The organism is Micromonospora sp. NPDC049081, assembly GCF_040648835.1.
Lineage (GTDB): Bacteria > Actinomycetota > Actinomycetes > Mycobacteriales > Micromonosporaceae > Micromonospora > Micromonospora antibiotica.
Genome location: NZ_JBEZEK010000002.1, coordinates 71,115 through 92,236 on the forward strand (window position 1 = coordinate 71,115; position 21,122 = coordinate 92,236).

The following is a 21,122-nucleotide window of genomic DNA, read 5'->3' on the forward strand; positions in this document are numbered from 1 at the left end:
TCACCGGGGCGGGGCGGGACGGGACGGGGGTGGGGGTGGGGCGAGGCGGCGGGGGTGGGATGAGGGGGGTTAGTCGTGGTGGTGGTGGCGGCCGCTGGTGCGTAGGGAGCGGCGGCCGCTCTCCCGTTCCGGTTCGTTGTCGGCGAGGGGCTTGCTCAGGCCGGCGACCCAGTCGACGTACTCGTCGTCGGCCGTCGCCGGCTCCGCGGGAGGATCGCCTGCCGACTCACCCTCGGGTGACCGGTTCCGTCGGAACAGTCCTCGTCTGCCCTTGGCCCGTCCGGCTGGCTGCTGACCGTCGCCGCCGCTCTGAGTTGGGCTGGCGGGAGCCGCACCGGGGGAGGTGTCGTCCACCGGCGCGGTGCTGCGGGAGCTGTCTCCTTCCCACCGGAGGCTGACCGGCCCCGGGGGCTCTGTGCGCTCGGTGGTGTCCGGTTCGGGAAACGGCAGGGAGGCCCGGGCTGGTTCCGGGCGGGGGGAGCCGGCCGCGCCACCCGTACCGCTGAGGTCTGGTAGTTGGTGGCGGGGGCGCGGCATGCTCTCGACACCGTCCGGTGGGACGTGCCGCGTTGCGCCCCTCGCCGGGCCCGCTTCGGCGGCCGTCGCATCGGGACGGACACCGCCCGGCCCGGCGACGCCCGGGCGGTCGGACGCGGTGCTGCCCGTCCCGCTGCGGCCCTGTCGGGTGGGCTGCGGCCCGGTGCTTTCCAGCCCACCGCTGGCGGGCCGGGTGTGGCGAGATTCGGTGACGGCCGGTCGGTCCGTCTCCGCGCTGCCGCTGCGGGTCGCTGGATCGGGCGCTTGCTGACCGGTCTCGGCCACCGGGACGACGGCGGGACGGGTCCGGCTGGTCCGCTTCGCCCGTGGCCTGGGCGCGGCTTCGGATTCGTCTCCCGTGGCCGGTCCGGTCGCCTTGCGCTGCTTCGCCGCGGTGGGTGCGGTCTGGCTGGTCTCGGCCCGCGTCGACCTGGCGGGGGCCGGTTCGACCCTGGGCGGTTCGATCCTGGCCGGTTCGATCCTGGCCGGTTCGATCCTGGCCGGTTCGATCCTGGCCGGTTCGACCCGGGGCGGCTCGGTCGGAGTCGGCCCGGTCTGTGTCAGCCGGCCCGGAGCCGCTCCGGCCCGAGTCGGCTCGCTCGACGTCTCCTCGGTCAGCGTCGGTTCGGTCCGAGCCGGCCCGGTCGGGGTCACCCTGCTCTGGGCGGGCCCGGTCGGGGTCGGCTCGGTCGGGATCGGCCTGGTCGGGGTCGAGCCGATCCGGGACGGTCCGCCCGGGGTCGGGGCGGGGCGGGTCGCCGGCCGGTCGGTGACGGTAGCGGCGGGATCCGGCCAGTCCCAGTGGGCGGGGGTGCGGCCGACGCCCGGCGGCTCGGGGTCGAAGGCCCGTGCGGCGGCGCTCAGCTCCACCGTGACCGCCTCGTCCGAGCCGGTTCCGGCCGCGCTGCCGATCCCGGTCGTGCTGCGTGTCCCGGTCGTGGTGCCGGTCCCGGTCGTGGTGCCGGTCCCGGTCGGGCCGGTTGCCGGGGAGACGGCCCCGGTCGGGTCGGGCCGGGGCGGGTCGGGGGCGGTGGGCAGGGGCGCGAGGATGTCGGTCGGCTCGATCGCCGCGTCGTCGCCCGCGTCGTCGGCGGTGCCGGCGGCCGGTCGGGCGGGCAGCAGCGGCCAACGCAGCAGCGTGGCGGCGACCGAGCCGAGCGCACCGGTGGCGACCGCGATCACCGCGGCGTAGTAGGGGGCGAGCTGGTAGCGGTCCACCGGGTCGCCCGGCCCGGCGGTGAGGTAGGCGAAGGCGAGCAGCACCGGGCCGGCCGCCCCGGCGGCCCCGCCGATGAGCGGGACGTGCCCCCGCCGCCGGGCCAGCCCACCGGTCACCGCGCCGGCCACGAGCGCGACCACGGGCAGCAGCAGCATCGCCAGCCACGGTGCCCGGTCCGGGCCGAGCCAGGCCGGCTCCAGTACCCCCAGGCGTACGGTGCGCAGCGGGTCGGTGGAGAGCACGCCCGGTGCGGCCGAGACGAGCGCGACCAACCAGACCGCCCCGCCCATCAGTGCGACGTTCCAGCCCAGCGGGGGGCGCAGCAGGACGGCCGAGGCGGCAGCCGCACCGACCACCGCCCCGGCGACCGCGCAGATACCGACCGCCCAGACCGGGTCGACGGCGCTCAGCTCGGCGGCCCGGGCGGGTTGCATGCACAGCGGGGCGACGACCAGCGCGCCGAGCGCGGCGGCCCCGGAGATCGCCAGCTGTACGGGGGTGTCCTGCGGCAGCCCTTCACGGCGGACGAGCCGGCCGGTGAGGACCGCGCCGACCACGGCGGCGGTCACCGCGAACCAGCCCACCCAGGCGAGCTGGGCCGGCCACCGGTTGACGTCGGTGAAGTCGCCGGTGAGTCGGACGATGCCGAAGCCGTACGCGATGCCGAGCTGGCCGGCCCCGGCCAACATGCTCACCCCGAGTGCGGTGAGCAGCAGTCTGCCCCACGTCCGAAAGGCCATGTCGCGCACGTTACGGCCCGGTGCGCCCGATCGCCACTGTGGCGCGGCGCGGCCGGGACCAGCTGTTACCCAAGCGCTACCAGCGACTACTTGAGTTCCACCAGGCGGGCCAGGTAGGTCGTGTCCCCGACATTGGTGAGCATGTGGACGGCACCAGGGTCCCGGTAGACCACCCCGCCGGTGGGCTCGTCGGCGTCGATCCGGGTCCCGTCGATCGTCTGCACCACGTTCTTCGCGCCCTCGATCGCCACCACCAGGTACGGGTGGTCGTGCCGGTGCAGCGGCTGCCGCTCACCCGGGGCGAGCCGGATGTGCCACACCCGGACCCGGTCGTTCTCGAAGACGATCTCCTGGCCGACCGGGCCGAGTTCGAGGTCGTGGGTCACGTCGGTCATCGGGTTCCGTCCAGTTGGGGGAGCACCTCGGCGGCGATGAGCTCCAGGTGGTCGAGGTCGTCGAGTTCGATCAACCGCAGGTGGACCCGGGTGGCCCCGATCGCGGCGAACTCGCCGATCCGGTCGACCAGTTGGGCGGGGGAGCCGACCACCGGGTCCTCCGGCGGCAGGGCGCTCTTGACGTGCAGCGGTGCGGCCCGGCGCTGGGCTTCGGCATCGGTACGCCCGATCGCCACCACGATCCCGGCGGAGAGCACCAGCGGTGCCCGTCCCGACCCGGTCCGGCCGGTCCGGTCGCACGCCTCCCGTACCCGGTCGTACGCCTCGGCGGTCTCCTCGACCGACTTGAACGGCATGTTGAACTCGTCGGCGTACCGGGCGGCGAGGTCGGGGGTGCGTTTCGGGCCCCGGCCGCCGATGATGATCGGCGGGCCGGGCTGCTGGACCGGCTTGGGTAGGGCGGGGGCGTCGACGAGCTGGTAGTGCTCGCCGGCCCAGCTGTAGGTCTCGCCGACGGGGGTGCGCCACAGCCCGGTGACGATCTCCAGCTGCTCGGCGAGCCGGTCGAAGCGTTCGCTGACCTTGGGGAAGGGGATGCCGTACGCGGTGTGTTCCCGTTCGTACCAGCCGGCGCCGATGCCCAGCTCGACCCGGCCGCCGCTCATCTGGTCGACCTGGGCGACCATCACGGCCAGCGGGCCGGGCAGCCGGAAGGTGGCCGAGGTGACCAGGGTGCCGAGCCGGATGCGGGAGGTTTCGCGGGCGAGTGCGGCCAGGGTCAGCCAGGCGTCGGTGGGGCCGGGCAGCCCGGGTTCGTCGCCCATCGCCCGGTAGTGGTCGGCCCGGAGGAACCCGTCGAAGCCGCCGGCCTCGCAGAGCTGGGCGAACCGGAGCTGGTCGTCGTAGCTGGCGCCCCGGTGCGGCTCGGTGAAGATCGCCACTCGCACGGTCATCGTCCCTCCACCCCGGCGGTCGCCGGTGTCTCCCGTTCCATCAGCAGTTCGTGCAGGTCGGCGCTGACCCGGGCGACGTCGGCCAGGTGGGCGTTGCGGCCGAGGGTGCGGGGCCGGGGGATGTCCACGTCGACGATCTTGCGGATCCGCCCGGGGCGGGGGCTGAGCACGACCACCCGGTCGGCGAGCAGCACCGCCTCGTCGATGGAGTGGGTGACGAAGACGACGGTCGCCCCGGTCTCCATGTGCACCCGTTGCAGTTCGCCGGAGAGTTCCTCCCGGGTGAGCGCGTCCAGGGCGGAGAAGGGCTCGTCCATCAGCATCACCCGGGGTTCGCCGATCAGCGACCGGCACAGCGACACCCGCTGCTGCATGCCACCGGAGAGTTCGTGCGGCAGCCGCTTCTCGAAGCCGGCCAGGCCGGAGAGTTCCAGCAGTTGGCGGGCGCGTTCGCGGTGCTTGGCGCGGCTCCAGCCGAAGATCTCGGCCGGCAGCAGCACGTTGTCGAGCACCGTGCGCCAGGGGAGCAGGGCGGGTTTCTGGAAGAGCATCGCGACGTCCCGGCGGGGCCGGGTGATCGGGCTGCCGGCGACGGTGATCTCGCCGCTGCTGACGGGCAGCAACCCGGCGATCATCCTGAGTAGAGTGGACTTGCCGCAACCGGAGCGGCCGAGCACGGCGACGAACTCGCCCTCGGCCACGTCGAGGTCGATCCCGCGCAGCGCCTCCACCCGCCCGGAACGGCCGTCGAAGGTACGCGACACATCGGACAGTCTGATCATCGCCGTCGGTCTCCCCTGAGTCGGCGGTCAGGAATCCGACAAGGATATCCCCAGCGTGCCGGCCGCTCACCGTCCGGGGTGGAGTCGAGTTGTTTCCGTTCCGCAACCCGATCCGCCTGGTGTGGTGACGGTAAGTGTCTCGTACGCTGTGCCAGCGAAGAGTCCCTTCACGACGGCTGCGTCGGCGCCCCCTCACGCCGTCCCGCCGGAACGACAACCCCCTCCGGGCACACCGCCCGGTCGGAAAGGACATGGTGCACAGATGACAAGGCTGACCCGCACGGTCGCCGCGGCCACCCTGGCCACCGCCCTCGCTCTGGTATCCGCCTGCAGTGGCGGGTCCGACTCGGCGGACGCAAAGACCGGCGACGGCAAGTCGCTGGAGAAGGTGACCTACCTCACCTCGTTCGGCAACTTCGGTCGCGACTCGTACGCCTGGGTGGCGAAGGACAAGGGCTTCTTCAAGGAGGCCGGCTTCGAGGTGGAGATCAAGCCCGGTCAGGGCACCGGCGCGGTCATCCAGACCATCGTCGGCGGCCAGGCCGACTTCGGTCCGATCGACCTGACCGGCGGCCTGCTCCAGGTCGGCAACGGGGTGGCCAAGGACTTCGTGGCGGTCGCCGCGATCCAGCAGCGCACCATGGCCGCCATCGTCTCGGTCGAGGGCAAGAACATCGCCACGCCGAAGGACCTGGAGGGCAAGAAGCTCGCCGACACCCCCGGCTCCGTCGTGCGCAACCTCTTCCCGACGTACGCCCGGATGGCCGGGGTGGACTACAACAAGGTCACCTGGGTCAACGGTGACGCGCAGACCCTGATGGGCACGCTGGCCTCCGGCCAGGTCGACGGCATCGGCCAGTTCGTCGTCGGTCAGCCGACCGTCGAGGCGGTCACCAAGAAGAAGCCCGTCGTGCTGCCGTACAGCAACGTGATGCAGGACCTCTACGGCAACGCGCTGATCACCTCCAGCAAGATCGCCAAGGAGAACCCGGAGAAGGTGAAGAAGTTCACCGCCGCGCTGCTCAAGGGCCTTGAGTACGCCCTGGCCCACCCGCAGGAGGCGGCCGACATCCTGAAGAAGAACGTGGACACCACCAACCCGGCCGCCGCCGCTGCCGAGTTGCAGCTGATGGCCGGCTACGTGCGTTCCAGCAACTCCGGCACGGCGATCGGCACGCTGGACAGCGACCGGGTCGCCAAGAGCATCGCGATCCTCCAGGGCGCCGGCGCGCTCAAGTCGAACATCACCCCGGACCAGATCATCGACTTCAACCTCGTCCCGAAGGCCTGATCGACGCCGAGGTGCCACGGGGGTGCGACCCAGCGGGACGACCGGTGGGCGCACCCCCGTTCGCGTGCCGGCCAGCGTGCCGGCAGGAGAGGAGGATCCTGTGACGGACTCGATCCGGACCCGTCCCGTACCCGGGTCGGCCGGACCGCCGACCCCCACGGCTCAGGCCGCGCCCCCACCGCGCGCCCGGTCACCCTGGTCCCGGGTACGCCCGGCGGCGGTCGGCCTGCCGCTGGCCGGCCTGGTGGTCACGGTGGCCGTCTGGTGGGTGGTCACCTCCGGGCTGCACCTGGTGCACCCGTCGTCCCTGCCGCCACCGCAGGCGGTCTGGACGTCCCTGACCGTATCGGCGGACGTGCTCTTCCCGGCGCTGGGCACGACGACCCTGATGACGGTCCTCGGTTTCCTGCTGTCGACGGTCGCCGGGGTGCTGATCGGGATGGCGCTGGCCGCCTCCCGGCGGGCCGAGCGGATGTTCGCCCCGCTGCTGGTGGCGATCAACGCGGTGCCCAAGATCGCGCTGGGGCCGCTGCTGGTGGTCTCGGTCGGCTGGGGTTCGAAGCCGATCCTGACCATGGTGTTCCTGCTCTGCTTCTTTCCGATCGTGCTCTCCACCGCCACCGGGCTGACCACCACCCCGGCGGACCTGGCCGAGCTGGCCCGGTCGCTGAACGCCTCCTGGTGGCAGTCGTTCCGCAAGGTGCGGTTCCCGGCCGCCCTGCCGCAGATCTTCGTCGGGCTGAAGGTGGCGATGCCGCTGGCCGCGATCGGCGCGGTGATCGGGGAGTTCTACTCCGACAAGCCGGGCCTGGGGTACCAGATCCTCCAGTACAACGGGGTCGGCGACACCGCCACGGCCTGGGCGGCGATCGTGCTGATCGCGGCGATGAGCATCCTGCTCTATTCGGCGTTGTCGCTGGTCGAGCGGCTGGCCCTGCCCTGGGTCCGGGCCACCACCTCGGCCCGCTGACCCCCGCAGCCACCCGACCCGAAGCACCGACGGGCCGACCCCACCCGGGGCCGGCCCGTCGGTCGGGGGCGGTCAGCTCGCCAGCCGCCACCGGCCGCCCCGGGCCACCAGCGTGGTCAGCGCCTGCGGCATCAGCCCGGAGTGGTTGTCCGGGGTCATCCGGATCGGCCCGGACAGGCCGTCCAACTGGGACGTCTCCAGCACGTCCCGCAGGCCGTCCCGGTTGACCCGGCCACTCGGGCCGCCGGCCCGTACCGCCGAGTCGGCGATCAGCTGGACGGCGTCGGCGGCGAACGACGAGAGGCCGTTGTAGCCGCCGAACCGGGCCGTGTAGTCCTGGAACCACTGCCGGCGGGCGGCCTTGGCCGGGGTGGTGGCGATGACGTCGTCGATCACCATGGTCTGGGTGAAGATCAGGGTGGCCCGCTCGGTGGCCCGGCCGGAGCCGCCCAGGAAGAGGTCACCGGCTGCGGCGGCGTCGAGGAAGAGCGACCCGGAGTAACCGGACTGGTCGGCGGCGGTGGCGGCGAGGGTGGCCTGCTCCGGCGGGGTCCAGATGACCAGCCCGGTGGGGTCCCGGTCGACCAGCCGGCGAACCGGTGCGGCGAGTTCGGTGTCGGTGGTGCGTACCGCCTCGGCGCGGACCCGCTTGATGCCGACCTTGCGGAACTCGCCCTCCAGCGCGGTCAGTCCCTCGCGGCCGTAGTCGTCGTCGCTGTGCAGGATGCCGACCTCGGTGATCCCGCGCCGCCGCAGTTCGGCGGTGAGCGCGGCGGCGCTGTCGCCCGCGTTCGGCGCGAGCTTGAACACGTACCGGCGTTCGGGGACGGGGCTGGCGACCGCGCCCGACGGCGCGAGTGCGATCGTCGGCACCTTCCGTTCGTTGATGGTGCGCGCGGCGCCGACGGCGCATTCGTTGCAGCCGCCCATGATGATGGCGTTGACCGTGGAGTCGTTGCTGAAGTCGCCGATGTTGCGCAGCGACTCGTTGGCGTCGGACCGGTTGTCCTTGACCACCAGTTTGATCTTCCGGGAGCCCAGGGCGCCGGAGGAGTTCAACTGCTCGACCTTCAGATCCAGGGCGCGCTGGTACGCCTTGCCGACCGGCGCGGCGACGCCGGAGAGTTCGAGATCGGCGGCGATCGTGATCGGGCTGTCGTCCTCCTCTGTCGCGCCGAACGAGCAGCCGGTGAGCGTGGTGGCCAGCACGGCCGATGCGAGCGCCACGATGGTCGCGGAGCGGATGGGGCTCAACTCAGTCCTCCAGGTGCGGCGCGGGACGGACCCGGTCACCGCCGCTAGTCCGTCCTCAGTGGAGAAACGGGATTGTGTGCCGTACGGTGTGCGCGAAAGCCTGCAAAACCTTGCCAATGCCGGGGCGTGCGGTCAAGCGCGGATGCTGTCGGCGGTTTCGGGACGCGAATCTCACATTGTGGGGACATCAGATATTTACCCATGCTCACTCATCAGAGGCGTACGAACACTCTGGAGTGACATGCCCTGTTCAGGGGTGGCCTGCTAAGCAGGGAAAACGGTGATCAGCATGCTGGTCGACCGATTCCTGTCCGAACGCGGCTTCCCAAACAGGATCTTCTCTGATGAAATCGCGGCCGTGCCGCGCGTGGCGCTGTCCGTCGCACCAGGCGCGGGTCGGCGGGTCAGGCGTGTGGAAGATACGACGGAGGCGATGTCGTGAGCACCGGACCGACGACCCTGCCCGAGCCAGGCGAAAGCGCCGGAACCGAACGGGAGCGCCGACTGCCCCGGCTTCGGGATGCGCGGATTCGTTCCAAACTCGCCCTCATTCTGGTCGTACCGGTCGCAGCGGTCATCGCACTGGCGACAATCCGACTCGTCTCCACTACCGAGGGTGCGGTCGACGCCACCCAGATCCGTTCGCTGACCGCGCTCTCCATCGACGTTTCGGCGCTCACGCAGGATCTGCACAAGGAGCGGATGGCCGCCGCCGGTTACCTGGCCAACCCGCAGCTGCTCCCGGACGACTACAACCTGCGGGTCCGGGCCACCGGTGAGCGGATCAACGCCTACCGGGCCGAGCGGGCCGACCTCGGTGAGGTCCCGGCCGCCGTGCGGGACCGGCTCAAGGTGATCGACGACCACCTGCGCACGCTCGACGCGACCCGGCAGGAGGTGCTCGACCGCCGGCAGATGCCCGTCGCCGAGGCCACCCTGCGGTACGGCGTGATCCTCACCGACCTGGTCTCGTACGGCGACACCCTGGCCCAGCTGGCCGGCCAGGAGAGTCTCGCGGACGCACGCCGCGCGGTGGCCGCGTTCAGCCGGGCCAAGTCCGCCGTCGCCGAGGAGGAGGCGGTCGCCTACACCGCGCTGGTCAGCGGACGCCTCGACGAGGAGCAGTTCTCCTCGTTCGTGGCGACCCTGACCAGTCAGCAGGAGGCACTGCTCGGCTTCTCCCTCGCCGCCGACCCCACCCAACGTGCGCTGGTCTTCAGCGCGGTCTCCGGTGACGCCGTCGGCCTCGCCGACCGGGTGGCCGCCGACATCACCCGCTCGGTCGGCCAGCGCAGCCCGATCAGCGCCGGTGACGCCAGCGCCGCGATCGGCGCGGTCAACGACCTGATGCGGTGGACCGAGATCCAGCTCCAGGAGACCCTCCTCGCCCGCTCCGAGCAGGCCCGCAGCGACGTCATCCAGCAGGCCGTCATCGAGACGGTGCTGGTGCTGCTCACCCTGATCGTCGCGATCACCCTCGCCGTGGTGCTGGCCCGCTCGCTCAACCACTCGCTGCGCCGGCTGCGGGAGGGCGCCCTCTCGGTGGCCAACCACGACCTGCCGGACGCGGTCAAGCGGTTGCAGAACATGGGCAGCGTCGGCGACGGCGGGGTCGAGGAGATCGTCCGCCAGGTGCGGGACCCGATCCGGTTGACCAACCGGGACGAGGTCGGCCAGGTGGCCCTGGCGTTCAACGTGGTCCACCGGGAGGCCGTCCGGGTCGCCGCCGAGCAGGCGGCGCTGCGGACCAGCGTCTCGGCGATGTTCCTCAACCTGGCCCGCCGCAGTCAGACCCTGGTCGATCGGATGATCGGCGAACTGGACGCGATCGAGCGCGGCGAGGAGGACCCGAAGCGGCTCGCCCAGCTCTTCGAGCTGGACCACCTCGCCACCCGGATGCGCCGCAACGACGAGAACCTGCTCGTGCTGGCCGGTGCCGACTCGGCCGTGCCGCGCCGCGACGACGCGCTGCTGGTCGACGTGCTGCGCGCCGCCCAGTCCGAGGTGGAGCTCTACAACCGGATCGAGTTCGGCACCGTCGACACCGACATCTCGGTCGCCGCCCACGCCGTCAACGACGTGGTACGCCTCGTCGCCGAGCTGCTGGACAACGCCACCCGCTTCTCGCCGCCGACCACCACCGTCGTCGCCGACGGCCGGCGGATCCGCGACTACGTGCTGATCCAGATCGAGGACCGGGGACTCGGCCTCACCGACGAGCAGCTCGACTCGCTCAACCGCCGCCTCGCCGCCCCGCCGACCGTGGACGTGGCCGCCTTCCGGCTGATGGGTCTGGCCGTGGTCAGCCGGCTGGCCAGCCGCTACGGCGTCCGGGTGGAGCTGCGCCGCAACGTCGAAGGCGGCACCGTCGCCCAGGTGACGCTGCCCAACGCCACCGTGGTCCTGCCCGCCCACCGGGGCCGCGACCAGGCGGTCAGCCGCCCGCGCCAGCCGCTCGCGGTCGAGCAGCCGTCGCCCGCGTCGTCCGGCATCGGCGGTGCCTTCAGCGGTGCCCGCAGCGCGGCGGCGACGCTGAACGACCAGTGGCGCACCGCCCCACCGGCGCCCGCGCCGTGGCAGCCGCCGGTGGACTCCCGGGAGACCGCCCCCGCCGTGCAGTTCGGCGGCCCGGTCTCCGCCCCACCGTTCGCGCCGGTCCCCGCCCCGTCGGCCGACTCCGGGTTCGGGGCCTTCTCGGCCGGCAGCCCGACGGTGGCGAACCCGACCATCGACCCGCTGCCCCGTCGGGCCGCGCCGGGCGAGTCCGCCCCGGTGCTCCCGGTCGGCCCGGTCGCCGGTGCCACGCCCGCCCCGACGGAGTCCTACGGTGCGCCGGCCATGCCGTTCGCCGGTGCCCCGGCGGCGGCTCCGTACGCCGGTGCCCCGGCGGCCGCCCCGTACGCCGGTGCGCCCGCCGCCACCCCGTACGCGGGTGCTCCGGCGGCCACCCCGTTCGCCCCGGCCGCCGCCGCGGCGGCGTTCGCCCCGGCGGCCCAGCCGGCCGCGTACGCCGCACCGGCCGCCCAGCCGTACACCGCACCGGCCGCGTCCTACACCCCGCCGGCACCGGCCGCACCGGTGGTCGCCCGCCCGGACCGGCCGGCCGACTCGCCGATCTTCCGGGAGATGGAGGCGGTGTGGTTCCGGTCGCACGGCGACGACGCCACCGCGATCTTCACCCGGCCCCGCTTCGACGAGGAACCGCCGGCCGCACCGCCACGGTCCAACGGCGCGAGCAAGCCGACCCGCCCGCCGCTGCCCACCCGGGTACCGACGGCACCCACCGCCGCCGGCACCCCGACCGTCACACCCGCCCCGGCTGCCCCGCAAGCGCCCGCCGCCACCGGACCCGTACCGCCGGCCCCCACCGCGGCGTCCACGTTCGGCACCACCGCGCCGGCCGCCCCCACCGCGGCGTCGACATTCGGCACCACCCCGCCGGCCGCGCCCGAGGCCCCGGCAGGCCCACCGGCCGCCGACGCCGACGCCTGGCGGACAGCGGCCGACGAGGGCTGGACCCGGGCCAGCCAGGCGGCCGAACCGGCCAACGCCGGCACCACCCGTTCCGGCCTGCCGAAGCGGGTGCCGCAGGCGCAGCTCGTCCCCGGCGGGATCGAGCCGAAGGAGGGCCGGGACCGCAGCCGCCGCACCCCCGACGAAGTACGCGGCCTGCTCTCGGCCTACCACCGCGGCGTGCAGCGCGGACGCACCGCAGGCGCGGACCTCAACAGCACCTCGACCAAGGAGACGAACCGATGAACAGGCCAGCTGCCATGCAGGACATGGGTTGGCTGCTCACCAACTTCGCCGACAGCGTGGCGGGCATCGCCCACGTGGTGGCGGTGTCCGCGGATGGGCTGCTGCTCGCCTCCTCGCGGGACCTGCCCACCGACCGGGCCGACCAGCTCGCCGCGATCACCTCCGGCGTGGTGAGTCTGACCGAGGGTGCCGCCCGGATGTTCAGCGCGGGCGGGGTGCTGCAGACAGTGATCGAGATGGACAGCGGTTACCTGTTCCTCATGTCGATCAGCGACGGTTCGTCGATGGCGGTGCTCGCCGCCCGCAGCTGTGACGTGGGTCAGGTCGGCTACGAGATGGCGTTGCTGGTCGAACGGGTGGGTGCGGCGTTGGTGCCGCTGCCCCGGGACGCCGTGCGTTCGTAGCACCGGTGAGGCCGGGCGCGACCGCGTCCGGCCGGAGGGACGACGCATCCGGGCCGGACCCGGGCGGAAGGAGGTGATCGCGGCATGGACCCCCGACGGGACCCGCGCGGGGCGTTGGTGCGTCCGTACGCGGTCACCCGGGGCCGCACCGAGCCGAGCCGGGACATCGCACTGGAGGCGGTGCTCACCTCCAGTGCGACCCAGGTGGCCGAGTCCCGCTTCGCCGGCCACGACAAGTACCGGATCGCCACCGTCTGCGAGGGCCGGGCGCAGTCGCTGGCGGAGATCGCCGCTTACACCCGGATGCCGTTGGGCGTCGCCCGGGTGCTGGTCGCCGACCTGGTCGCCGACGGTCTGCTCACGCTACACACTGCCGCTCCCGCCGAGGGGTTCGAGGAGCGAATGGAAATCCTTGGAAGGGTGCTAAGTGGACTTCGCAGGCTATGACCCCGTCGGGTCGCGCCAGAGCCGGGGAATCGTCTCCGCGAAGATCGTGGTCGCGGGCGGCTTCGGCGTGGGCAAGACGACCCTGGTCGGGGCGATCTCCGAGATCACTCCGCTGACCACAGAGGCGCTGATGACCGCCGCCGGCGTCGGCATCGACGATCCGTCGAAGGTGCCCGGCAAGGAGACCACCACGGTCGCCATGGACTTCGGCCGGATCACCATGGCGCAGGACCTGATCCTGTACCTGTTCGGCACCCCCGGGCAGACCCGCTTCTGGTTCATGTGGGACGAGATCATCCGGGGTGCGGTGGGTGCCGCCGTGCTGGTGGACACCCGGCGGATCACCGACGCCTTCGCCCCGTTGGACTACTTCGAGAACCGCAAACTCCCGTACGTGGTGGCGCTGAACCGGTTCGACGGCTCGGACCTGTACGAGCCGGACGAGGTCCGCGAGGCGTTGGCCATCTCGGCGGACGTGCCGCTGGTGATGTGCGACGCCCGGGACCGGGAGTCGGTCAAGCAGGTCCTGGTGACGGTGGTGGAGCACGCCATGCTCCGGCTCCAGGCCGAGCACGGCCGGGGCTTCCCGACGCCGGTGGGCTGAGCGCGGACGGTCACCGGTGGTGACGGCGCAGCCTCCGGGCCGGGGCGTCACCACCGGTGGTCCGCTGCCGGCTCACTCCACCCGGAGCCGGTAGCCGCGCTTGACCACGGTCTGCACCACCCGGGGTGCCCGCAGCCCCACCCGCAGCCGGGCCACCGCCATCTCCACCGCGTGCTCGTCGGCCCCCCGGGGCAGCGTGCGCAGCAGTTCGGTCCGGGACAGCACCCGACCGGGCTGGGCGGCGAGCGCCCGCAGCACCGCCATCGGCGCGGGTGCCAGGGGCCGCAGCTCCCCGTCGATGACGGCGGCGTGCCCACGCAGGGTCAGCAGGTGCCCGGCCGCCTTGACCGTGACGGTTCGGCGGGGCAGTTCGTCCACGATGGTACGGACCAGCGCGCCGAGCCGGGCCCGGGTCGGTGCGCTGACCGGCACGCCCCGCCGCACCAGCGGTTCGGCGGTGACCGCGCCGACGCAGCTGACCAGCACGTCGCCCCGCAACGCGGCCAGCACCGTCTCGGTACGGTCCCCGGCGGCGCGCAGCAGCGCCTCCGCCGCCGGGGCGGAGGTGAAGGTGACGGCGTCGACCAGCCGGCCGGCGACGAGGTCGATCAGCCGGTGCAGCGGGGCCGGGTCGGTCGGTGGGGCCCACCGGTAGACGGGCACCTCGATCACGGTGGCCCCGGCGGCCTCCAGGGCCTCGGTGCACTCCGGTTGCCGGTCGCCGTGCAGTTGCATGGCGATCACCTGCCCGGCCACCCCACGTCGGCACAGGTGCTCGACCACCTCCTCGCAGCTCTCCGAGGCTGGCGACCACTGGTCGTGCAGGCCGGCGGCCCGGATCGCGCCGCGTGCCTTGGGGCCCCGGGCCACCACGTAGGCCCGGGACAGCACGTTCTTGAGCGGCTCGGCCAGCCCCCAGCCCTCGGCCGCCTCCAACCAGCCGCGCATCCCGATGCCGGTGTTGGCCATCAGCACGTCCGGTGGCCGGTCCAGGCAGGCCCGGGTGGCGTCCCGCAGGTCGGTGTCGTCGGCCAGCGGCACGATCCGCAGGGCCGGGGCGAGCACCACCCGGGCACCGCGCCGTTCCAGCAACGCGGCCAACTCGTCGCGTCGCCGGTCGGCGGTCACCCCGATGGTGAAGCCGGCCAGTTCGTCCCGCATCACTCCTCCTGTCGCAGCCGCACCTCGACCAGGCCGTCCCGGCAGCGGACGTCGTACCGGGGCAGGGTCACCCCGGGCAGGTCCAGGCACAGCCCGGTTCGCAGGTCGTACACCTGCTTGTGCAGGGGGGAGGCGACGGTGGGCACCCCGCCCCGGCTGCCGACGATGCCCCGCGACATCACGTACGCGCCGCTGAGCGGGTCGAGGTTGTCGACCGCGAACAGCTCGTCGTCGGTACGGAAGATGGCCACCTGGACGCCGTCGACCAGGGCGGCGACGCCGCGCTCGGGTTCCAGCCTCTCCAGTGGGCAGACCGGGGCCCAGCCGATGGTGACGGTGTCGCTCATCGCCGCACCTCCGGCAGGCCGAGGACGACGGGCTGGCGACGCCGGGTGGGTGCCCCGGCGGGGGCGGCGGCCCCGTCCGGTGGTGCGGCCCCGGCGGCGACGGGACCGCGTGTCGGTACCGGCTGGCCGCGTTCCACGGCGAAGGTGATCGACGGGTCCGGCACCTCGGGGGCGTTGACGAAGGAGGTGAACCGGCGCAGCCGTTCCGGGTCGTCGAGCACGTCGCGCCACTCGTCGGAGTAGGACGTGACGTGCCGGGCCATCGCCGCGTCGAGTTCGGCGCAGAGCCCCAGCGAGTCGTCGACGATCACCGAGCGCAGGTGTTCGAGGCCGCCGTCCATCGCCTCGATCCAGGCGGAGGTGCGTTGCAGCCGGTCGGCGGTGCGAACGTAGAACATCAGGAACCTGTCGATCAGGGTGATCAGCTCGTCGGTGGTCAGGTCGGTGGCGAACAGGTCGGCGTGCCGGGGCCGGAAACCGCCGTTGCCGCCGAGGTAGAGGTTCCACCCGGTGTCGGTGGCGATGATGCCGAAGTCCTTGCTGCGGGCCTCGGCGCACTCCCGGGCGCAGCCGGAGACGGCGGACTTGAGCTTGTGCGGGGCCCGCAACCCCCGGTAACGCAGTTCCAGCGCGACGGCCAGGCCGACCGAGTCCTGCACCCCGTAGCGGCACCAGGTCTCGCCGACGCAGGACTTCACCGTGCGCAGCGCCTTGCCGTACGCGTGGCCGGACTCGAAGCCGGCGTCGACCAGCCGCCGCCAGATCTGCGGGAGCTGCTCGACCCGCGCGCCGAACAGGTCGATGCGCTGCCCGCCGGTGATCTTGGTGTAGAGCTGGAAGTCGCGGGCCACCTCACCGATCACGATCAGCTTGTCCGGGGTGATCTCGCCGCCCGGGATCCGGGGCACCACCGAGTAGCTGCCGTCGCGTTGCAGGTTGGCCAGGAAGTGGTCGTTGGTGTCCTGCAACGACGCCTGCTCGCCGTCGAGCACGTGCCCGGTGCCCAGCGACGCGAGGATCGAGGCCACCACCGGCTTGCAGACGTCGCAGCCCCGGCCCCGGCCGTGCTCGGCGACGAGCTGCGAGAACGTCCGGATGCCGCGCACCCGGACGATGTCGAACAACTCCTGCCGGCTGGCGTCGAAGTGCTCGCACAGCGCCGTGGACTGCTGCACCCCGGCCGCGTCGAGCAACTGCTTGAGCATCGGCACGCAGGAGCCGCAGCTCGTCCCGGCCCGGGTGCACGCCTTCAACGCCGGCACGTCGCACGCCCCGCCGGCGATCGCCGCGTCGATGTCGTCGCGGGTCACCGCGTTGCAGGAGCAGACCTGCGCCGCACCGGGCAGCGCGGTCACCCCGCCGCCGCCCTCGCCGGCCGGGGCCAGCAGCGTCAACGGGGGAGCGGGCAGCGGCCCGCCGACGCTGGCCCGCAACGTCGGGTAGGCGGTCGCGTCCCCGACCAGCACCCCGCCGAGCAGCGTCCGCGCGTCGTCGGAGAGGACCAGCTTCGCGTACGAGCGGGTGACCGGGTCGGTGAACGTGACGTCCAGGCAGCCGGGGGTGGTGCCGTGGGCGTCACCGAACGAGGCCACGTCGACGCCGAGCAGCTTGAGCTTGGTGGCGCTGTCCGCGCCGGGGAAGGTGGCCGCGCCGCCGAGCAGCCGGTCGGCCACCACCTCGGCCATCGCGTAGCCGGGGGCGACCAGGCCGTGGCAGGTGCCGTCGACGGCCGCGCACTCGCCGACCGCCCAGATCCGCTCGTCGTCGCTGCGGCAGCTCCCGTCGACCAGCACCCCGCCCCGGGGGCCGAGGCCCAGCCCGGCGGCGCGGGCCAGCTCGTCGCGGGGCCGGATGCCGGCGGCCACCACCACCAGGTCGGCGTCGACCGTGCCGCCGTCGGAGAGGTCCAACGCGGCGACCGTGCCCGTCGGGCCGGGCCGCAGCGCGGTGGTGCCCACCCCGAGGTGGGTGGTGACGCCCAGCTCCTCGACGTAACGCCGCAGCATCGCGCCGCCCGCCTCGTCGACCTGCACCGGCATCAGCCGGGGGGCGAACTCCACCACGTGGGTGCGCAGCCCCAGCAGCCGCAGCGCGTTGGCGGCCTCCAGACCGAGCAGGCCGCCGCCGATCACCGCCCCGGTCACCCGGCCCCGGGCGTGCTCCCGGATCGCCTCCAGGTCGTCCAGGGTGCGGTAGACGAAGACGCCCGGCAGGTCCGTGCCGGCCACCGGCGGGACGAACGGGTACGACCCGGTGGCCAGCACCAGCGCGTCGTACGGGTGCTCCCCGGTCGCGGTGGTCACCACCCGCCGGTCCCGGTCGATCCCGGTGACCGGCTCGCCGAGGTGCAGCCGCACCCCCTCGTCGGGGGTGTGCAGGTTGAGCTCCTCGGCGGACACCCCGTCGAAGAACGCCGACAGTCGCACCCGGTCGTACGCCGGGCGGGGTTCCTCGGCGAGCACCGTCACCTGCCAGCGCCGGTCGTGGTCGCGGGCGCGCAGCGCCTCGACGAACCGTTGGCCGACCATGCCGTTGCCGACGACGACCAATCGTCCACCGGTCATCGGGTCACCTCCTCGTGGTGTCATCACGGTCATCGGGTCGTCCCCACCGAGTCCACCTCGGACAGCCAGCCGACGATGCCCTCGACGGCCTGCCGGCAGCCTCCGCAGCCGGTCCCGGCCCGGGTCGCGGCGACCACCGCGTCGACGGTCCGGGCGCCGGAGCGCCAGCAGCGCACCAGGGTGCCCTTGTCGACGTCGTTGCACTGGCAGACGGTCACCGCGTCCGGCATCAGCGCCGGGGAGGCGGCGGGTGTCGCGGGGGCGCTGCCGAGCGACCGGCCGAGCAGCAGCGCCCGCCGGTCGGTGGGGACCGGGGCGCCCCGGTCGAAGAGCTGCACGACCGTGCCGACGGCCGGGTTGTCACCGAGCAGGATCGCCCCGGTCAGCCGGTCGTGGTGGATGCGCAGCCGGGCGTACGTTCCGCGGGCCGGGTCGGCGAAGGTCAACTCCTCGCCGGGGCCGCCCGTCGGGTCGCCCATCGCGGCCAGGTCGATCCCGGCGGCCTTGAGCCGGGTCACCACCGGGCGGGGCCGGTAGCGGGCCGCCGGGTCCTCGCCGGTGAGCAGCCGGGCCACCACCCGGGCCTGTGCCCAGGCGGGTGCGACGAGCCCGGTCGGGCCGCCGGTGCGGGCGCAGTCGCCGATCGCCGAGATCGACTCGTCGTCGGTGCGTAGCCGGTCGTCGACCAGCACCCCCCGGTCGACGGCCAGCCCGGCGGCGGTGGCGAGGTCGGTGTCGGGGCGCACCCCGCAGGAGAGCACCAGCAGGTCGGCGTGCAGGGTGGTGCCGTCGGCCAGGTCGAGGCGGACCCCGTCGTCGTCGGTGGCCAACCCGGTCGCCGGCACCCCCCGTCGGGTGGTGACGCCGAGCGTGGCGAGCGTGGCGGCGAGCACCTCCCCGGCGGCCGGGTCGAGCTGGCGTTCCATCAGGTGCGGGTGGGGGTGCACCACGGTCACCGCCAACCCCCGGGCGGCCAGGCCGCGCGCCGCTTCCAGGCCGAGCAGCCCACCGCCGAGCACCAGCGCGGTGCGGGCGGTGCGGGCGGTGGCGAGGATGCGGCGGCAGTCGGCCAGGGTGCGGAAGACGGCGACCCGGGGTGGTAGGGCGGCCGGGTCGAGGCCGGGCAGCGGGGGCACCACGGCCCGGCTGCCGGTGGCGAGGACCAGGTGGTCGTAGTCGATCCGGTCGCCGTCGGTGGTGTGCACCGTCCGGGTGGCCCGGTGGATCGCGGCGGCCACCACCCCGGTCCGCACGTCGGTGCCCTGCCCGGCGACCTCGGCCAGCTCGACGTCGGGCTCGTCGACCTTGCCGGCCAGCAGCGTGGAGAGCATGATCCGGTTGTACGCCCGGTGCGGTTCCGCCCCGAGCACGGTGACCTTCCGGTCGCCGTTGCGGGCGTGCAGCTCGGTGGCGAGCCGGGCGCCGGCCATCCCGTATCCGACGATCACGATCTGCCCGGTCATGCCCGCTCCACCCGGACCGCGCAGATCTTGAACTCGGGCATCCCGGAGACCGGGTCGAGGGCGTCGTTGGTGACCGAGTTGGCGCGCGCCGCCCCGGGCCAGTGGAACGGGGCGAAGACGGTGTCGGGTCGGATGGTCGGGCTGAGCCGGGCCGGTGCCCGCAGCTCACCCCGGCGGGAGGCGACCCGGACCTCGTCGCCCTCGGCCACCCCGAGCCGGTCGGCCAGGTCGGGGTGCAGCTCGACGAAGCCGTGCGGGGCGGCCCGGTGCAGCGCGGCCACCCGCCGGGTCTGCGCGCCGGACTGGTACTGGGCCAGCACCCGCCCGGTGGTGAAGTGCAGCGGGTAGTCGGCGCAGACCTCCTCGGCCGCCGGCCGGTGCTGCACGGCGTGGAACCGGGCCCGGCCGCTGGGGGTGGGGAAGGTGTCGGCGAAGAGCCGGGGGGAGTCCGGCCCGTCCGGGTCGGGGCACGGCCAGAAGACCCCGTCGGCGGATTCGATCCGGTCCCAGCTGACCCCGGCGTAGTCGGCGACGCCCCCGGCGGAGGCCCGCCGCAGCTCGGCGAAGACGACCCTCGGGTCGGTCGGGAACCGGTCCGGCGCGGTACGCGGGGCCGGGACGTGGTCCGGAGGGGTGCGCGGGGCCGGGACGGTGGGCCGGGTGGTCGTCGGGGTGGTCGGGGCCGGGCCGTCCGGCGTCGTCGCCGGGACCGGTGCGTCGTCGAGGCGGGCCGCGAGCTCGGCGAGGACGGTCAGGTCGGTGCGGACGCCGGGGGGCGGTGGGCGCAGCGCCCGGCGGCGCAGCACCCGACCCTCCAGGTTGGTCATCGTGCCGTCCTCCTCGGCCCACTGGGCCACCGGCAGCACCACGTCGGCCAGCTCGGCCGTCTCGGAGCGCAGGAAGTCGGCCACCACCAGCAGGTCCAGCCCGCGCAGCCGGGACTCGACCCGGGCCGCCCGGGGCGCGGAGACCACCGGGTTGGAGCCGAAGACCAGCAGTGCCCGGGGGCCGTCGGGGGTGCCGAGCGAGTCGAGCAGTTGGTAGGCCGGCACCCCGGGGCCGGGCAGTTCGGCGGGGTCGACTCCCCAGACCCCGGCGACGTGGGCGCGGGCCGCCGGGTCGTCGATCTTGCGGTAGCCGGGGAGCTGGTCGGACTTCTGGCCGTGCTCGCGTCCACCCTGGCCGTTGCCCTGACCGGTGAGGCAGCCGTAGCCGGAGTGGGGGCGGCCGGGCAGGCCGAGGGCGAGGGCGAGATTGACGTACGCGCTGACGGTGTCGACGCCCTTGGCGTGCTGTTCGGCGCCCCGGGCGGTGAGGATCATCGCCGAGTCGGCGGTGCCGAGCGCGCGGGCGGTCGCCTCCAGGTCGGCCACCGGCACCCCGGAGAGCCGTTCCACCTCGGCCGGCCAGTACCCCGCGACGGTACGGCGTACCGCGTCGAAGCCCTCGGTGCGGGTGGCGACGTACTCCCGGTCGATCAGCCCTTCGGTGAGCGCGATGTGCAGCAGCGCGTTGGCGACCGCGAGATCGGTGCCGGGCAGCGGTTGCAGGTGCAGGTCGGCCTGGCGGGCGGTGGCGGTGAGCCGGGGGTCGACCACGATCAGCCGGCCGCCCCGGGCCCGCTGGTCGGTCACGTGGCGCATCAGCGGCGGCATGGTCTCGGCCGGGTTCGCCCCGACCAGCAGCAGGGTTCCGGTGCGGCCCAGGTCGGTCAGCGGGAACGGCAGCCCCCGGTCGACGCCGAAGGCGCGCAGTCCGGCCGCCGCGGCGGAGGACATGCACCACCGGCCGTTGTAGTCGATGTGCCGGGTCCGCAGCGCCACCCGGGCGAACTTGCCGAGGGCGTACGCCTTCTCGTTGGTGAGCCCGCCGCCGCCGAAGACCGCGACCGCGTCCCGGCCGTGGGCCCGCTGGATGGTGCGCAGCCCGTCGGCGATCCGGTCCAGCGCGACGTCCCAGCTGGCCGGGCGCAGCGTGCCGGACGGGTCGCGGACCAGCGGGGTGGTCAACCGGTCGGGGTGGTCGAGCAGTTCGGCGGCGGTCCAGCCCTTCTGGCACAGCCCGCCGCGGTTGGTGGGGAACTCCCGGGGCCGGACCTCGATCCGGCCGTCGGTGTCCCGCAGGATCATGCCGCACTGGAGCGCGCAGTACGGGCAGTGCGTTTCCGTCTCCCGGGGCGGGGGCCCCGTTCGTGTCGCGGCGCGTGCACCGTCTGTCATGTCCGCAAAGCGT

The 21,122-nt window shown here is 73.7% G+C and carries 17 protein-coding genes; 7 read left to right on the top strand and 10 right to left on the bottom strand.

The features are described from left to right. Positions 1 to 69: 69 nt before the first annotated feature. The 4 genes from AB0B63_RS04200 to AB0B63_RS04215 form a co-directional block, all read right to left on the bottom strand. Positions 70 to 2,496, bottom strand: coding sequence for a hypothetical protein (locus tag AB0B63_RS04200; protein WP_357014496.1), 2,427 nt, complete (start codon positions 2,494 to 2,496; stop codon positions 70 to 72). A gap of 86 nt (positions 2,497 to 2,582) precedes the next feature. Further along, the gene (locus tag AB0B63_RS04205) at positions 2,583 to 2,891 is read right to left on the bottom strand and encodes a cupin (protein ID WP_145921730.1); all 309 of its coding nucleotides are present in this window, start codon (positions 2,889 to 2,891) and stop codon (positions 2,583 to 2,585) included. Then, a complete protein-coding gene (locus tag AB0B63_RS04210; protein WP_357015129.1) occupies positions 2,888 to 3,838 on the bottom strand; it encodes an LLM class F420-dependent oxidoreductase in 951 nt (316 codons plus the stop codon). The genes AB0B63_RS04205 and AB0B63_RS04210 overlap by 4 nt, the downstream gene beginning before the upstream one ends. Positions 3,839 to 3,840: 2 nt before the next feature. Beyond that, on the bottom strand, positions 3,841 to 4,626 hold the full coding sequence (locus tag AB0B63_RS04215) for an ABC transporter ATP-binding protein (protein ID WP_208568183.1): 786 nt from the start codon (positions 4,624 to 4,626) through the stop codon (positions 3,841 to 3,843). A gap of 262 nt (positions 4,627 to 4,888) precedes the next feature. On the opposite strand from AB0B63_RS04215, the gene AB0B63_RS04220 reads away from it, so the two are divergent. Then, positions 4,889 to 5,917: an ABC transporter substrate-binding protein gene (locus AB0B63_RS04220; RefSeq protein WP_357014499.1), complete on the top strand. Its 1,029-nt coding sequence runs from the start codon at positions 4,889 to 4,891 to the stop codon at positions 5,915 to 5,917. 100 nt (positions 5,918 to 6,017) lie between these two features. After that, positions 6,018 to 6,887: an ABC transporter permease gene (locus AB0B63_RS04225; RefSeq protein WP_357014501.1), complete on the top strand. Its 870-nt coding sequence runs from the start codon at positions 6,018 to 6,020 to the stop codon at positions 6,885 to 6,887. Between the two features lie 72 nt (positions 6,888 to 6,959). Here AB0B63_RS04225 and AB0B63_RS04230 read toward each other — a convergent pair whose 3' ends face one another. Beyond that, positions 6,960 to 8,141 (bottom strand): ABC transporter substrate-binding protein, encoded by a 1,182-nt coding sequence (locus AB0B63_RS04230; protein WP_357014503.1) that lies wholly within the window; start codon positions 8,139 to 8,141, stop codon positions 6,960 to 6,962. A gap of 280 nt (positions 8,142 to 8,421) precedes the next feature. Here AB0B63_RS04230 and AB0B63_RS04235 point away from each other — a divergent pair, with 280 nt between their 5' ends. From AB0B63_RS04235 to AB0B63_RS04255, 5 genes are all read left to right on the top strand, one after another. Then, the gene (locus tag AB0B63_RS04235) at positions 8,422 to 8,583 is read left to right on the top strand and encodes a hypothetical protein (RefSeq protein WP_208568179.1); all 162 of its coding nucleotides are present in this window, start codon (positions 8,422 to 8,424) and stop codon (positions 8,581 to 8,583) included. Continuing rightward, positions 8,580 to 11,900 (top strand): sensor histidine kinase, encoded by a 3,321-nt coding sequence (locus AB0B63_RS04240; RefSeq protein WP_357014506.1) that lies wholly within the window; start codon positions 8,580 to 8,582, stop codon positions 11,898 to 11,900. Before AB0B63_RS04235 ends, AB0B63_RS04240 begins: the two co-directional genes overlap by 4 nt. Beyond that, positions 11,897 to 12,304 (top strand): roadblock/LC7 domain-containing protein, encoded by a 408-nt coding sequence (locus AB0B63_RS04245; protein ID WP_067313320.1) that lies wholly within the window; start codon positions 11,897 to 11,899, stop codon positions 12,302 to 12,304. The genes AB0B63_RS04240 and AB0B63_RS04245 overlap by 4 nt, the downstream gene beginning before the upstream one ends. A gap of 84 nt (positions 12,305 to 12,388) precedes the next feature. Further along, on the top strand, positions 12,389 to 12,751 hold the full coding sequence (locus AB0B63_RS04250; RefSeq protein WP_067313317.1) for a DUF742 domain-containing protein: 363 nt from the start codon (positions 12,389 to 12,391) through the stop codon (positions 12,749 to 12,751). After that, positions 12,732 to 13,355 carry an ATP/GTP-binding protein gene (locus AB0B63_RS04255; RefSeq protein WP_208568177.1) on the top strand — a complete coding sequence of 208 codons (624 nt, stop codon included), beginning with the start codon at positions 12,732 to 12,734 and terminating at the stop codon, positions 13,353 to 13,355. Before AB0B63_RS04250 ends, AB0B63_RS04255 begins: the two co-directional genes overlap by 20 nt. Positions 13,356 to 13,427: 72 nt before the next feature. Here the strand turns inward: AB0B63_RS04255 and AB0B63_RS04260 are convergent, their stop codons facing one another. Genes AB0B63_RS04260 through AB0B63_RS04280 form a run of 5 tightly spaced genes read right to left on the bottom strand, consistent with a single transcriptional unit; the run spans position 13,428 to position 21,109 of the window. Continuing rightward, positions 13,428 to 14,516 carry a uroporphyrinogen-III synthase gene (locus tag AB0B63_RS04260; RefSeq protein ID WP_208568176.1) on the bottom strand — a complete coding sequence of 363 codons (1,089 nt, stop codon included), beginning with the start codon at positions 14,514 to 14,516 and terminating at the stop codon, positions 13,428 to 13,430. Further along, entirely contained in the window at positions 14,516 to 14,863 is a 348-nt protein-coding gene (gene nirD / locus AB0B63_RS04265; protein ID WP_208568175.1) for a nitrite reductase small subunit NirD, read from the bottom strand. Before nirD ends, AB0B63_RS04260 begins: the two co-directional genes overlap by 1 nt. After that, positions 14,860 to 17,427, bottom strand: coding sequence for a nitrite reductase large subunit NirB (nirB, locus tag AB0B63_RS04270; RefSeq protein ID WP_357014510.1), 2,568 nt, complete (start codon positions 17,425 to 17,427; stop codon positions 14,860 to 14,862). Before nirB ends, nirD begins: the two co-directional genes overlap by 4 nt. 29 nt (positions 17,428 to 17,456) lie before the next feature. Further along, positions 17,457 to 18,890 carry an FAD-dependent oxidoreductase gene (locus AB0B63_RS04275; RefSeq protein WP_357014512.1) on the bottom strand — a complete coding sequence of 478 codons (1,434 nt, stop codon included), beginning with the start codon at positions 18,888 to 18,890 and terminating at the stop codon, positions 17,457 to 17,459. Beyond that, a complete protein-coding gene (locus AB0B63_RS04280) occupies positions 18,887 to 21,109 on the bottom strand; it encodes a molybdopterin oxidoreductase family protein (protein WP_357014514.1) in 2,223 nt (740 codons plus the stop codon). The genes AB0B63_RS04275 and AB0B63_RS04280 overlap by 4 nt, the downstream gene beginning before the upstream one ends. Between the last annotated feature and the right edge of the window lie 13 nt (positions 21,110 to 21,122).